The following is a 14062-nucleotide window of genomic DNA, read 5'->3' as shown; positions in this document are numbered from 1 at the left end:
CCGTTCCATCGAGGCCACGCGATCACGGGCGGCCCAGTTGCGTAACGACGCGGCCGACTGGACGGTGACGGAAGCCTGGCATTCCGGACCCTTCGGTCGGGTTACCCGCCGGCCCAGGGGGCCGGGTCGCGCAAACTGTCGGTCCCACGTCGTAGGCTCTGCGGCATGCGAATCGGTGCTCACGTCGACCCCGCTGAGCCACTGGCCGAGGCCGCGGCGCGCGGTGCTGACCTGGTCCAGTTCTTCCTGACCGACCCGCAAAAATGGATCGACCCCAAAGACCGTCCCGACGCGGAGGCGCTCATCGCCTCCGACGTCGACATCTACATCCACGCGCCGTATCGGATCAACGTCGCGTCCTCCAACAACAGAATCCGCATTCCCAGCCGCAAGCTGCTCTTCAGCCATGCGGCGGGAGCCGCGAAGGTCGGTGCCAAGGGCCTGATCGTGCACGGCGGGCACGTGGAGAACGCCGACGGCCTGGACGCGGGCTTCGACAACTGGCGCAAGACCTTCGCGTATGCCGCCGAAGAGGGTGGCTTCGCGACGCCGGTGCTGATCGAGAACACGGCCGGCGGCGACAACGCCTGCGCCCGCCGCTTCGACGCGCTGGCCAGGCTGTGGGACGCGGTCGGCGAATACGAGGTCGGGTTCTGCCTGGACACCTGCCACGCCCACGCGGGTGGTGAGGATCTGCTGGACATCGTCGATCGGGTCAAGGCCATCACCGGCCGGATCGACCTGATCCACGCCAACAACTCGCGGGACGGGTTCGACTCGGGCCGGGACCGGCACGACAACCTCGCGGCCGGCGAGATCGACCCGGAGCTCATCGTCGCGGTGATCCGGGCCGCCAACGCGCCGGCCCTGGTCGAGACGCCCGGCGGAGCCGACGGGCAGACCGCCGACATCACCTACCTGCGGGAGCGGCTGGCGTGAGCAATGTGTCCGAGACCGAGAAGGACCCGGAGGCGGAGCCAGCCGCCACCAGATCCGAGAAGCCGGAGCCAGCGGTGACGGTCCGCGAGGAGTCGGCCTCCGGCAACGGGAAGCCGGCAGCCAGGGGCACGGCAGACCCCGAGGAGGGGGCCCCGACCGCGGACGCCGAGAGCACCGCGAACGCCGAGAGCACCGCGGAGGCCGAGAGCACCGCGAACGCCGAGAGCACCGCGGAGGCCAAGGGCACCGCGGACGCAGCCAGCACCCCGAAGACAGCCCCCAGCACGGACGCAGCCAGCAGCACGGACCCGGCCAGCACGGACGCGGCATCCAGCACGGATGCGGCGACCGGGCCGGTTGGGGCAGCCGGCGGCAAGGAAGGCGAGAAGGGGGCCGCGCAAGACGGGAAGGCCGCCGCGACGGCCGACCAGCGGGTGAGCCTCGTCAAGGTCAAGGCCGAGGATCCGTTCGGCTCCTTCGCGCCCGTCCCTGAAGCGGTGCCCAGCCGTGCCCGCCGGGTGGTGGCACGGGTCGGCAACGCCGTCGGGGGCTTCCTCGGTCACGAGTGGACGATGGCCGCGGTCGGTTCGGTGCTGCTCGCCGCGGTCATGACCTGGCCGACCCTGCAGCACCCGGCGACCACGATCCCGGAGGACACCGCGGACCCGACGCTGCAGGCCTGGCAGATGTCATGGGGCGGGCACATCCTCACCACCAACCCGGCGCAGCTGTGGAACGCCAACGCGTTCTTCCCCGACAAGTACAGCTACGCGTTCTCGGACACGCTGCTCGGCTACGCACCCGCCGGCATGATCGGCAGCGGACCGATGGCGGCGCTCGTGCGGTACAACATCATCTACGTGCTGATCTTCGCGCTCGCGTTCTTCGGTGCCTATGTGCTGGCCCGGCAGTTGGGCGCCAGGCCGACCGGTGCGGTCGTCGCCGGCGCCGCGTTCGCTTATGCGCCGTGGCGGCTGGGGCAGGCGGGTCACCTGCACGTGCTGTCGATCGGCGGGATCGCGCTGGCACTGGCGATGCTCGCCCGCGGGCACGGCTTCTCGCTGCGGGACGGCTACCAGCCGGACCGGCGGCGGTGGGGCTGGGTGCTCGCCGGCTGGCTGGTCGCGGCCTGGCAGATCAGTCTGGGCTTCGGCATCGGCATCCCGTTCGTCTATGCGCTGCTGCTGATCGTGGTGGTCACGGCGGTGTCGTGGGGTTACCGGCACGTGCGGAAGTGGGGAGTGACCCGGCCGTTCGGCTGGAAGCTGTTCTTCGCCAATCTCGGCGGCGGGGCCATCTTCGCCGCGGTCGGCGGGCTGATGGCGTATCCATACCTGCAGGTGCTGAAGGAGCATCCGTATGCGCGACGCAGCGAGGAACTGGTCGGGCTGTTCTCCCCGCCGTTGAAGGGGTTCTTCATCGCCCCGCCGGAGTCGTGGCTGTGGGGCGAGGCGTACCGGGCCGCCCGCGGCACGCTGACCTGGGCGCCGGAGATGGCGCTGCTGCCGGGCTTCTTCCTGTACGGGCTGGCGTTCGCCGGGCTGTTCGTCTCGACGTGGCGGATCAAGCACCGGATCTGGATGCTGGTCGGCGTCGTGGGCACGATCGCGCTGGCGATGGGGACCAACGGCTTCGGCAAGGGCGAGTTCGGCTACCTGGCGCTGTATCGGGCGCTGCCGGGCTTCGACGGCATCCGCACGTCGGGGCGTCTGGTGGTGTGGACGACACTCTTCCTGGCGCTGCTCGCGGCCGGGGCGGTGAGCGCGTTCGCGGAGCGGGCGGTGGAGCTGTTCGCCGACCGGACGCAGACGGAGCGCCGCGACCGGGCCGGGTTCTTCCCGCGCCTGGCCACGTTGATCCCGGTGATGCTGGTGCTGTTCGAGGGCACGCACAGCACCCCACATCCCGTGGTGCCGACGGCGCCGGTGGCTATGAGCACGGTGCAGGGTCCGTTGATGGTGCTGCCGAGTCATGAGCTGTTCGACATGAACGTCATGCTGTGGAGCACCGACGGGTTCCCGAAGATCGTCAACGGTGGCAGCGGCTTCACGCCGATGGACCAGCAGGAGCTGCGGCTGACGATGCAGCAGTTCCCGGACGAGGGGACCGTCGCGTTGCTGCGGGAGCGGGGCATCCGCACCGTGGTCGTGGTTCGCAGCCAGGCGCTGGGCAGCGCCTATGAGCGGGCAATCGACGCGCCGATCGACGGTCTGGGCCTGACCCGCACGGAGCAGGGCGACGTCGTGCTCTACCAGGTCGAGGACCGCTGACCAGGGGCAGGACGTAGCAACACGAAGGGCCGGCGGAATTCCGCCGGCCCTTCGTTCGATTTGCTACAGCGTCTTGACGAGCGGTGGCGGAACGATCAGTGGTGGCTCGACCTCATCACGGTTGAAGACCCCGCCGTCGGGATCCTCGCCTTCGTAGGTCTCCCGCACGACATCGAACTCCGGGTGCAGGATGTCGCGAATCACGTAGCCGACCAGGACCGCGAGCGTGACCAGCCGCAGGATCGAGGCGAGCACGAACACGCCTTCCGGAAACACCTGCCGGCCCGAGGCGCCCATGAGCTCGCCGTAGAACGACACGAAGTAGAGCACCTCGGCCGCCTGCCAGGCGAGGAACGCACCCCATCGGGGACGGGCGAGCACCGCGAGGGGGATCAGCCACAGGACGTACTGCTGGGACCAGACCTTGCCGGTGATCAGGAACGCGGCGACGATCAGGAACGCGAGCTGGGCCAGGCGCGGCGGGATCGGCGCCCTCAGGCCGATGATCAGGATCCCGACGCAGGAGAGCAGGAACAGGCCGAGGTACAGCACGTTCAGGGTGGCGTGCTCAGGGTCCAGGTCGAGGTTCTGGAAGTAGGGGAACCCGTACTGCCCGGAGCCGCGCGGGAAGTGCGCTCCGATGTACCAGAGGGTGCCCCAGTCGATGCCGCGCTGGGAGTTGAAGTCCCAGAACTTGATCCACGATTCCCAGTAGAGGATCGCGACCGGCACGTTGATCGCCAGCCAGGTGGCGGCGCCGACACCGAACGTGGCGAGGGCTTCCTTCCACTTGCCGGTGCGTATGCACAGCACCAGCAGGGCGCCGAGGATCAGCACCGGATAGAACTTCGCGGCCGTCGCCAGGCCGAGGAAGAGACCGGCGAGCAGTGGTCTTCGTCTGGCCCAGAATGTGATCGAGATGGCGGCGAGGCCGACGCAGAAGAGGTCCCAGTTGACGGTCGCGGACACGAACAGCGCGGGTGCCGCGGCGAACATCGCGGCGTCCCAGGGCCTTCGTCGGCGCACCGCGATCGTGGCGGCGACCGCGGCGATGCCGAACGCGCTGAGGACCACGGCGTTGAGGTCGTAGAAGGTCTGGCCCGGGTTGTCGATCGCCCCCTGCTGGCCGAGGGAGTGCACGGGCAGGCCGAGGACGCCCATGAACGCGCCGGTCAGGACCGGGTACTCGACCTTGTGGTCGGCGTAGGGGACCTGGCCTTCGTTCAGCCCCTCGGCGTAGTACAGGGCCAGCACGTCGGTGTAACAGAAGTACTTGTACTGCTTCATGTCCGCCCAGGCGCCGTCGCGACAGGGGGACTTCTGCATCCAGGAGAAGCTGAGCATGGCGCAGATCAGCAGCAGGACCACTCGTGCGGGGGTCCAGAAACGGCTCGACGTCCGCACTGCGTGACTGCCCAGGGGCCCACCGATCGACTCGGAGAGGCCACCGACGAAGCGGTCGGAGGTGGCGGGCTCGTCACTCAGGCGGTGCTCGGGTCGCACAGTCGGCGGCATCGCATCACCGTACCGTCGCTACCTCGGAGGCGGGTGCACCACCCGACGTGGTTTGCCCGTCGATCCGCCGGATCGGCAGTGCGAACAGCAGCACCGCGGCGAGCAGCACGTACCAGTTCTCGATGAAGAAGCCCAGGACGCCCTTGCCCCAGGGGTCGACGGGCAGGCCCTGGTCGTACAGCGACACCATGCCGACGCCGACGGTGACCGCGATCAATACCGCCAGCCATCGCCGGCCCGCGTCGACGAGGACGACCAGCGCCGGCACGAACCAGTACAGGTGGTGGATCCAGGTGATCGGGCTGGCCAGGCAGCCGACGAAGCCGGCGATGGTGAGCCCGACGAGCTCGTCGCCGGCGAGCGCGGCCCGGCGGGCGCGCCAGAGCCCCACGGCGACGACGGCCAGGACCAGCAGCACCCACAGCCACCCGGGCGCGTCGTAACGGGCAAGGAGGCCACGCAGCGACTGGTTGGGGATGTAGGCCTTGTTGCCGATCCCGTCACCCTTCCACAGGGTGTCGCTCCAGAAGTCCCACGAGGCGCGGGGTGCGACCGCGGCGGCGAGGAGCGTCGCGACCGCGGCGCTCACGATCGCCGTGATGCCGGCCCGGTATCGCCGGCTGACCAGCAGATACACGATGAAGATCGCCGGGGTCAGCTTGATCGCGGCGGCAAGGCCGATGAGCACACCTGCCCACCGGCTCTCCCGGGGCAGCAGGATCAGCAGGTCGGCCAGGATGAGCACGATGAGCAGCACGTTGATCTGGCCGAAGCTGAACGTTTCACGGATCGGCTCCAGCGTGCTGAACACGACGGTCGACAGCACCAGCATGAACGGCAACGACCAGCCGTGCCGGCGCACCACCGGGGCGACCAGCCAGTAGCTGGTGACAAGCAGCCCGGCAACGGCGATGACGGCGTAGACGGTCACGGCGGCGTTCTTGGTCAGGAGCGCGAACGGGACCAGCACCATCGCGCCGAACGGCGGATACGTGAAGCCGAGCGCGCCCTGCGTGTCGTCCGGTTTGGTGAACGTGTAGAGGTCGTGCCCGTCGAGCCACCAGTCGATGGCCAGGCGGTAGATCGTGAGGTCGTAGAAGTGGTGCCGGATGCCATACCACCAGTGCGCATAGGCCACCAGCGCCACGAACAGCGCGAGCAGCCCCCACCGGACGGCCTTCAGCCTGCCCGCTTCCAAGCCACACCCCCAACGACAGCGGCCACGGTCCCGGCGAACATACCGCCGTTACCGTGGCCGCACATCTTCGGCCCGCCCCGATCAGCGCCTTCGGGTCGGCGTGACCGTCGGGATGATGCCGCCGCCGTTGCCGCCGCCGCCGTTGCCACCGTTGCCGGGGGTCTGGGTGTTGCCGGGGCCCGGGAAGCCGGGACCGCCGCTCGGCAGGTTCGGGTCGACCGGCATGCTCGGCTGCGGCGAGACACCGGTGCCGACCTCCAGGTTGCCGACGTTCTTCGGCCCCGGGAAGTTGATCTTCGGCTGCTTGATGATCGCCTCGGCCTTGTCCATGTAGTCCACCCAGATCGGGCCGGGCAGGCTACCGCCGATGACGCCCTTGCCGTTGCCGTCGACGATCTTCTGTTCCTCGGCCTTGTTGCCGACCCACACCGCGGTCGCCAGGCCCGGCGACTTCTTGCCCGGGTCGTAGGCGGTGTAGCCGACGAACCACGCATGCGCGTTGGAGGTGGTCTGGCCCAGCTGCCAGGTGCCGGTCTTGCCGGCGATCTGGCGGCCGTCCTTGAGCTTCAGGCTGTAGTGCTTCGGCACGCCCTGCAGGACGGTGTTGAGGTCGTCGGCCATCTGGTCGGTGAAGCCCGGAATGCGCTTCGGGTTGATCACCTCGCCGTAGGTCTTCTTGCCGTTCTCCCACACCTCCTTGAGGAAGTGGGTCTTCGCCGCGACGCCGCGGGCGGCGAAGGTGGCGATGCCGCCGGCGTGCTCGAGGACGGTCACCGGGTACTGACCGAAGGCGACCTCGGTGTTGAAGTACTTCGGGAACACGTCGGAGCCCTTGTTGGCGACCAGGTCGATCTTCTTCGACTTGCCGTCGACGTTGGCCCACATGTCGGTGATGCCGGCCGCGCGAGCGGTGTCGATCACCTTGGCCGGGCCGACCTTCTCGGCGAGCGCGAAGAACGGCACGTTGAGCGACATGACGGTGACCTCTTCCAAGGTGCACCACTTGCCGTCGCCCGACTTGCACTTCGGCGAGGAGACGTTGCCCTCACCGGCGTTCTTGACCGGGTTCTTCGCGGTTCGACCACTCGCCGGGAACTGCTGCGGGGAGTCGCCGTTCCAGTAGGAGTCGATCCGGTAGCCGTTCATGAGACCGGTCGCCAGCGTGTAGACCTTCATCGTCGAGCCCGGCGGGTGGCCGCCGCAGCAGCTGTCCTCGCCGTTGCTGAGCACCGGGTCGTTGTAGTAGCCGGCGAAGTCACCGCCGTTGCCACTGTCGCCGCCGTAGTAGGCCTTGACCGCGCCGGTGCCCGGCTCGACCGACACGAGGGCGGCCTGCAGGTTGCCCGGATACTTGTTGATCCGCGACTCGGGGTTGCGGCTGGCCTCCTGAACCGCGGCCTGCTGCAGCTTCTGGTCGATCGTGGTGACGATCTTCAGACCGCCGTTGGCGATCTTGTCGAAGTTCTTGCTGCCGTCGGCGTCGACACCCTCGTAGAGCAGGGCGCCGGTCTTCGGGTCGGTCAGCTTGGCCACCTCGTCGAGGACGTGGTGCACGATCAGGCCTTCGGGCTTGTCCATGCTGCCCTGGGTCTTGATCGCGTTGGCCCTGGACTCGGCCGGCGTGATGACCTTCGCCGGGTAGGCCATCTTCGCTTCGGCCTCTTCGGACTTCACGAAGTTCAACTTGATCATCTGGTTCTTGATGTAGTTGAAGCGGTCCGTGGCCTGCTGCTTGTCGACGTTCGGGTCGAAGGGGCTGCCCTTGCCGCCGGAGCTGTCGGGGCTCTTGATGATGCCGGCGAGGACCATGCCCTCAGCCATCGTCAGGTCCTTCGCGGGCTTGTTGAAGTACGCGATGGAGGCGGCCTGGATGCCGTATGCCCCGCGACCGAAGTAGACGATGTTGAGGTACATCGTCATGATCTGGTCTTTGGTGTAGTCCTGGTTGAGCTTCAACGCGATGACGGCCTCGCGCAGCTTTCGCGCGTAGGAGACGCCCTCGAGCTCGGCCCATTTCCTGGCGTACTGCTGGCTGATCGTCGAGGCGCCCTGCCGGTCCCCGCCGGTGACGTTGTTCCACGCCGCGCGGACGACGCCTTTGTAGTCGACGCCGTCGTTGGTGTAGAAGGTGTTGTCCTCGGCCGCGACGACGGCGTGCTGCACGTCGGGCGGAATCTGGTCGAACGGGATGACCGTCCGGTTCTTGTCGCCGATGCGGCCCATGGGCGTGACGCCGTCGGCGTAGTAGATCGTGGTCGACTGCTCCATCGCCAGGTTCTCCGGCAGGGCGACCTGGTCGAAGTAATACGTGCCGCTGACCATGCCGATGCCGGCGATCATGATGAACGCGGCGACCGCGGCGATGACGATGTTGCGGCGGCGGCGGCGCTTCGCCTTCGCGCTGCCGCTCTTGCCCCTGCCACTGCCGCTGGAGCCGTCGGGACCACCAGGCCCGCCGGGGCCGCCAGGGCCACCGGGTCCGCCCGGACCGTCGCCGAAGCCGTCGGCACCGGAGGACATGGAGACCGATGCACGGCCGACCGTCGCGCGGCCGACCGTCGCCCGACCCGCCGGGGATCCGCTGCCGGGCACCGACGCGGAGCCGGACACGGAGGCCGAACCGGAGACGGACGCGGAGCCGGACACCGACGCGGAGCCGGATGCACCCGGCACGGGCACGGAGGCCCGCCCGGTGCGCGGCTCGTCGCCGGGGCGGCCACCTATGCTCGCCCGACCAACCGTCGCCCGGCCCGCCGCACCGCTGCTTGCGCTCGGCGGTGGGGGCAGGGGAGGAGGCGGCGGCAGCGGGGGGCCACCGAAGGGGTCATCACCGTCTGGTCCCGGAAACGATCCAGGAACCTGCGCCCGGCCCGAGGGGGAGTTGGTCGGGTCACCGTAGTTCATTCGTCCCACCTTGCCGGTTGCGTCGTTGTCGCATGCTCCGTCGCCACCATGTCTGTGAGCTGAGCCACTCGTCGGTCAGGTCTCAAGTCTGCGGTCTGTGCGGTCAAGTGGCCGTGAGGCCGCTGGCCGCGCCGGCGGTGGTCACCGCCGGTGAGGGCTTCGATGCAAATCGACCCGCCACGATTGCGGGCCAGGTTCACTCGGCCGCCCCTCCTCGGACCCGCGTCGACGACCGACCGCCGGCTCCATCGTCCGATCCGGCCGCAAGGCCGTCCCGACCCAGCAGATACTGCTCCACGAGGTGATTCCAGCCGCAGTCGCGGCAGACCTCCACCACGTAGACGTGAAACTCACTCAGCGTCATCGCCAGGAGTGGCAGCTCCGTCAGGCGGCGGGCCTGACCGGACGACTGCCGCAGCTCATCCCCATAGATGTAATGCACATGGGTGAGGTTCTCCCGGCGGCACACCGGGCACAGCTCGTCCGTCGGCTCGCCGTGGAATTTCGCTGCGCTCTTCAGGTATGGCGACGCGTCGCACACCTCATAGGTGCCGACGCGCCCGGAATGCACCTCACGCAGCAGGGCGCGTCTCCGCAAGGAGAAGTCGACCACCTGACGCTGGGTACGCATGCGCCCGAGGGTACGCGGTCCCGCGCCGCTCGGCGACATCGGTCACGATCGGTAACCGTCGGATAGACGATCAGCGCTGTGGCCTAGGCCACTTGGTCAGCTCCGTTGCGCCCGTTCGGTCATGCGCCTACCGTTGCGATGTATCGGACCGATACATCGGCCGGGTGAACGGAGGGAGGCTGGGAATGCTCGAACTGGCGATCCTGGGCCTTCTCCATGAGTCCCCGATGCATGGCTATGAGTTGCGCAAGCAACTCACCACCAAGCTGGGCGCGTTCCGGGCCGCGATCAGCTACGGATCCCTCTACCCAACGCTGCGTCGGCTCCAGACCGACGGCTGGATCTCCGAGGGTGCGCCGCCGGCGGGCATGCCGGCGTCAGCCGACGAGGTCCCGCTGCTGACCGGTAAGCGTGGCCGCGTGGTCTACACGATCACCGCGGAAGGCAAGGAGCGCTTCCAGGAGCTGCTCACCGCCGCCGGCCCTGAGACCTATGACAGCGAGGCCGGTTTCGGGGTCCATTTCGCGTTCTTCGCGCGGACCGACCCGGCAACCAGGCTGCGGATCCTCGAGGGCCGCCGCCGCCGGGTCGAGGAGCGCCGCGAGGGCATGCGTGACGTGCTGAGCCGGGCCGCGGAGCGGCTCGACGCCTACACCCTGGAGCTGCAACGCCACGGCCTGGACGCGTGCGAGCGCGAGGTCCGCTGGCTCGAAGAACTCATTGCGAACGAACGCAATGGCACCACCCCTCAGCCGCCTTCGGCAGATCCGGAGCGGTCATCGTGAACAACAAGAAGGAGGCATCCGCGATGGGCTCCGTCCGCGTTGCCATCGTCGGTGTCGGCAACTGCGCCTCGTCCCTGATCCAGGGCGTGGAGTATTACCGCACCGCCGACCCGAATGACCGGGTACCGGGTCTCATGCACGTCAAGTTCGGCGACTACCACGTCGGTGACGTGCAGTTCGTCGCCGCGTTCGACGTCGACGCGAAGAAGGTGGGCCAGGACCTGGCCGCCGCGATCAGCGCCAGTGAGAACAACACCATCCAGTTCTGCGACGTGCCGCCCACCGGCGTGACCGTCCAGCGTGGCCCGACCCTCGACGGCCTGGGCCAGTACTACCGCGAGATGGTCGACGAGTCCGACGAGCAGCCGGTCGACGTGACCGCCGCGCTGCGCGACGCGCAGGTCGATGTGCTCGTCTGCTACCTGCCGGTCGGCTCGGAGCAGGCGGCCAAGTTCTACGCACAGGCCGCCATCGACGCGGGCTGCGCCTTCGTCAACGCGCTGCCGGTGTTCATCGCCTCCAACCCCGAGTGGGCGCAGAAGTTCACCGACGCCGGGCTGCCGATCGTCGGTGACGACATCAAGAGCCAGGTCGGTGCCACGATCGTGCACCGGGCGCTGGCGAAGCTGTTCGAGGACCGTGGCGTCGAGCTGCTGCGCACGTACCAGCTCAACTTCGGCGGCAACATGGACTTCATGAACATGCTGGAGCGCACCCGCCTGGTCTCGAAGAAGATCTCGAAGACCCAGTCGGTGACCTCGCAGATCCCGCACGAGATGGCGAAGTCCGACGTCCACATCGGCCCGTCGGACCACGTGCCGTGGCTCGACGACCGCAAGTGGGCCTACATCCGGCTCGAGGGCAGGTCCTTCGGCGACACCCCGCTCAACGCGGAGCTGAAGCTCGAGGTCTGGGACTCCCCCAACTCGGCCGGCGTCATCATCGACGCGCTGCGCGCCGCGAAGATCGCCAAGGACCGGGGCGTCGGTGGTCCGATCCTGTCCGCGTCGAGCTACTTCATGAAGTCGCCGCCGGTGCAGTACAACGACCACGACGCGCACGCGTCGGTCGAGCAGTTCATCAAGGGTGAGATCGAGCGCTGAGCTCGTTCCTTATACCTGCACGCAACGCCGAACGCCCCTTCCTCCGGAGGGGGCGTTCGGCGTTGTTCCACAAACGCGCCTAAAGCAGGCCGAACTCCCGCTCGATGCGGACCTTCGCCTCCAGCTCGAGCAGCACCTTCTTGCGCCAGATCCCGCCGCCGAAGCCAACCATCTTGCCGTCGGCGCCGACCACCCGGTGGCAGGGCACGATGATCGGCAGCGGGTTGCGGTTGCAGGCGACCCCGACCGCGCGGGCCCCGTCCGGCTCGCCGACGGCGGCGGCGATCTGGCCGTAGGTGCGCATCTCCGCATACGGGATGGCCCACAGCGCCCGCCAGACGGACCGCTCGAACTGCGAGCCGCCGGACACGGACAGCGGGACCGTGAACGGCGCCGAGTCGCCGGCGAAGTAGGCGGTCAGCTCCTCGACCGCCCGCGCGAGCACCGGGTCGCCGCTGGCCAGCGGGCCGGCCGCGCCCCCGAAACGGACCGCGCACACGCCGGTGTCATCCACCGCGATCCCCACCGCATCAATCGGTGCCTGCATCTCCGCCCAACGCACGCAACCAATTGTGCCCGAAAACGTGAGTGTCAGATTTGCGTCGTATAGATACCCTCCAGTTGCCAGCGGGACGGGGGAGGGGGCCGGCAGTGGATGTGCTGTTTCTGATCATCGGTGGGCTCGGTGTCCTGGTCCTGGCCCTGTCGCTGCTGATCGGCGACCTCCTCCACTTCGATGTCGACCACCCGGACGCCGGCGGTGTGTTCTCCCTGCCGGCCATCGCCGGGTTCATCGGCGCCTTCGGGTTCGGCGCGGCCATCGTGTCGGCGCTCGGCGTCCCCGGGGGCACGATCGTCGCGGTCATCGGTGGCGTCGCCGCCGCCGTGCCGACCGCCTGGCTGGCCACGCGCCTCGCCCGCATGGCGATGAACATGCGCACCGACGCCACCCCGACACAACGGGACATGATCGGGACCCTGGGAGTCGTCGTCACCCCGATCACCGTGAACGGCTTCGGCGAGGTGCGGATCTCCCTCGGCGGGCAACCGGTGAAGCTCAGCGCCCGTGCCGACCACCCGATCCCGCTCGGCACCCGGATCCTCGTGATCGAGGCAACCAGCTCCACGAGTGTGATTGTCGAAGAAACCCCTTTATAGAAGGGACGGACATATGAATACGGTCCTGCTCATCGCAATCGGTGGCGCTGTCCTGCTGGTCCTCTTCCTGATGCTGTTCGTCGTGTCGCGGATCAAGGTCGCCGGTTCCAACGAGGCGTTCATCATCACCGGCCGCAAGGGCAAGTCGGTGCAGGGGCTCGACGGGTCCCGCTCCACCGACCTGTCCGGCCAGAAGGTCGTCATGGGCGCCTCGGTGTTCGTGGTGCCCATCGTGCAGAAACTGCAGGTCCTCGACCTGTCCAGCCGCCGCATCCACGTCGAGATCACCGGCGCGGTCAGCAAGCAGGGCATCCGCGCCAACCTGCAGGGCGTCGCGATCGTCAAGGTCGGCGGCACCGAGGACGCGATCCGGGCCGCCGCCCAGCGCTTCCTCAACCAGCAGCAGGGCATCGACCTGTTCACCAGCGAGGTGCTCGCCGGTGCGCTGCGCTCGATCGTCGGCCGGCTGACCATCGAGGAGATCATCCGCGACCGGACCGCGTTCGCCAGCGCGGTGGCCGAGGAGGCCGAGCACTCGCTGACCAACCAGGGTCTGGTGCTCGACACCTTCCAGCTGCAGGACATCTTCGCCGAGGGGTCCTACCTGCAGGACCTCGGCCGGCCGGAGGCCGCCAGGGTGCTCCGCGACGCCGCGATCGCGGAGGCGCACGCCCGCCAGGCCGCCGAGTCGGAGCGGCTCAAGGCCGAGGAGGCCATCGCCGAGGCCAACCGCAACCTGTCGCTCAAGCAGGCCGGGATCCAGGCCGAGATCGACGCCGCGAAGGCCCGGTCCGCCGCGGCCGGTCCGCTCGCTCAGGCGGAGCGGGAGCAGATCATCCTGGCCGAGCAGCAGAAGGTGGCCGAGCGCAACGCCGAGCTCAAGCAGCGCCAGCTCGACACCGAGGTGCGCAAGCCGGCCGACGCCGAGCGTTACCGGGTCGAGCAGGAGGCCGAGGCGGCGAAGAACGCGGCGATCTTCAAGGCCGAGGCGCAGCGGCAGTCCGTCATCGCCGCCGCGCAGGGCTCGGCCGAGCAGGCCCGGCTCACCGGTGAGGGCGAGCGGTCCCGGCGGGCCGCGCTCGCCGAGGCCAACGCGATCGAGGGCGCCAAGGAAGGCGAGGCCGAGCAGCGCCGGCGCGTCGCGATCGCGGAGGCGCTGGAGCGCGAGGGTGCCGCCGAGGCGTCGGCGATCCTGGCCCGCGGCCAGGCCGAGGCCGAGGCGATGAAGCTCAAGGCCGACGCGTTCGCCACCTACGGCGAGGCCGCGATCCTGGACCTCCTGGTGCGGGTGATGCCCGAGGTGGTCAAGGCGGCCAGCGAGCCGATGGCCAACATCGACAAGATGACCGTCATCTCCACCGACGGCGCGTCGTCGCTGACCAAGTCGGTCGCCGGCAACGTCGCTCAGGGTCTGCAGCTCAGCAACGACCTGACCGGCATCGACCTGGCGAAGCTCCTCGGCCGGCTCAGCGGGATGGCCGTGGACGAGCCGGTCAACGGCCGTGCGGCGGTCGAGCCACCGAAGGCCTGACAAGCTCTGGGCAGGTGCACCCACAGAA

General features: G+C 68.7%; 11 protein-coding genes. 6 read left to right on the top strand and 5 right to left on the bottom strand.

All coding sequences use genetic code 11. The annotated features are described in order from the left end of the window. Nucleotides 1–165: 165 nt before the first annotated feature. On the top strand, nt 166–939 hold the full coding sequence (locus Dsi01nite_RS22550) for a deoxyribonuclease IV (protein ID WP_203848208.1): 774 nt from the start codon (nt 166–168) through the stop codon (nt 937–939). Further along, entirely contained in the window at nt 936–3209 is a 2274-nt protein-coding gene (locus tag Dsi01nite_RS22545) for a brain acid soluble protein 1 (protein ID WP_203848207.1), read from the top strand. The genes Dsi01nite_RS22550 and Dsi01nite_RS22545 overlap by 4 nt, the downstream gene beginning before the upstream one ends. Nucleotides 3210–3272: 63 nt before the next feature. On the opposite strand, the gene Dsi01nite_RS22540 is transcribed toward Dsi01nite_RS22545, so the two are convergent. The 4 genes from Dsi01nite_RS22540 to Dsi01nite_RS22525 form a co-directional block, all read right to left on the bottom strand. Continuing rightward, nucleotides 3273–4724 carry a glycosyltransferase family 87 protein gene (locus Dsi01nite_RS22540; RefSeq protein ID WP_203848206.1) on the bottom strand — a complete coding sequence of 484 codons (1452 nt, stop codon included), beginning with the start codon at nt 4722–4724 and terminating at the stop codon, nt 3273–3275. A gap of 4 nt (nt 4725–4728) precedes the next feature. Beyond that, nucleotides 4729–5922: a glycosyltransferase 87 family protein gene (locus Dsi01nite_RS22535; RefSeq protein WP_203848205.1), complete on the bottom strand. Its 1194-nt coding sequence runs from the start codon at nt 5920–5922 to the stop codon at nt 4729–4731. 81 nt (nt 5923–6003) lie between these two features. Continuing rightward, a complete protein-coding gene (locus Dsi01nite_RS22530) occupies nt 6004–8442 on the bottom strand; it encodes a transglycosylase domain-containing protein (RefSeq protein WP_203848204.1) in 2439 nt (812 codons plus the stop codon). 580 nt (nt 8443–9022) lie between these two features. Further along, nucleotides 9023–9457 (bottom strand): DUF5318 domain-containing protein, encoded by a 435-nt coding sequence (locus Dsi01nite_RS22525; RefSeq protein WP_203848203.1) that lies wholly within the window; start codon nt 9455–9457, stop codon nt 9023–9025. Nucleotides 9458–9642: 185 nt separating this feature from the next. Here Dsi01nite_RS22525 and Dsi01nite_RS22520 point away from each other — a divergent pair, with 185 nt between their 5' ends. Beyond that, nucleotides 9643–10242 carry a PadR family transcriptional regulator gene (locus Dsi01nite_RS22520; protein WP_203848202.1) on the top strand — a complete coding sequence of 200 codons (600 nt, stop codon included), beginning with the start codon at nt 9643–9645 and terminating at the stop codon, nt 10240–10242. Between the two features lie 23 nt (nt 10243–10265). Continuing rightward, nucleotides 10266–11345 (top strand): inositol-3-phosphate synthase, encoded by a 1080-nt coding sequence (locus Dsi01nite_RS22515; RefSeq protein ID WP_203848333.1) that lies wholly within the window; start codon nt 10266–10268, stop codon nt 11343–11345. A gap of 79 nt (nt 11346–11424) precedes the next feature. Here the strand turns inward: Dsi01nite_RS22515 and Dsi01nite_RS22510 are convergent, their stop codons facing one another. Beyond that, nucleotides 11425–11907, bottom strand: coding sequence for a methylated-DNA--[protein]-cysteine S-methyltransferase (locus Dsi01nite_RS22510; RefSeq protein ID WP_239136094.1), 483 nt, complete (start codon nt 11905–11907; stop codon nt 11425–11427). Between the two features lie 89 nt (nt 11908–11996). Between Dsi01nite_RS22510 and Dsi01nite_RS22505 the strand changes: the two genes are divergently transcribed. Further along, nucleotides 11997–12503 (top strand): NfeD family protein, encoded by a 507-nt coding sequence (locus Dsi01nite_RS22505; RefSeq protein WP_239136093.1) that lies wholly within the window; start codon nt 11997–11999, stop codon nt 12501–12503. 13 nt (nt 12504–12516) lie between these two features. Then, nucleotides 12517–14034, top strand: coding sequence for a flotillin family protein (locus tag Dsi01nite_RS22500; protein WP_203848201.1), 1518 nt, complete (start codon nt 12517–12519; stop codon nt 14032–14034). Nucleotides 14035–14062 lie beyond the last annotated feature (28 nt).

The organism is Dactylosporangium siamense (assembly GCF_016862795.1).
GTDB classification, from domain to species: domain Bacteria; phylum Actinomycetota; class Actinomycetes; order Mycobacteriales; family Micromonosporaceae; genus Dactylosporangium; species Dactylosporangium siamense.
This window is presented reverse-complemented; position numbering and strand designations above follow the sequence as displayed.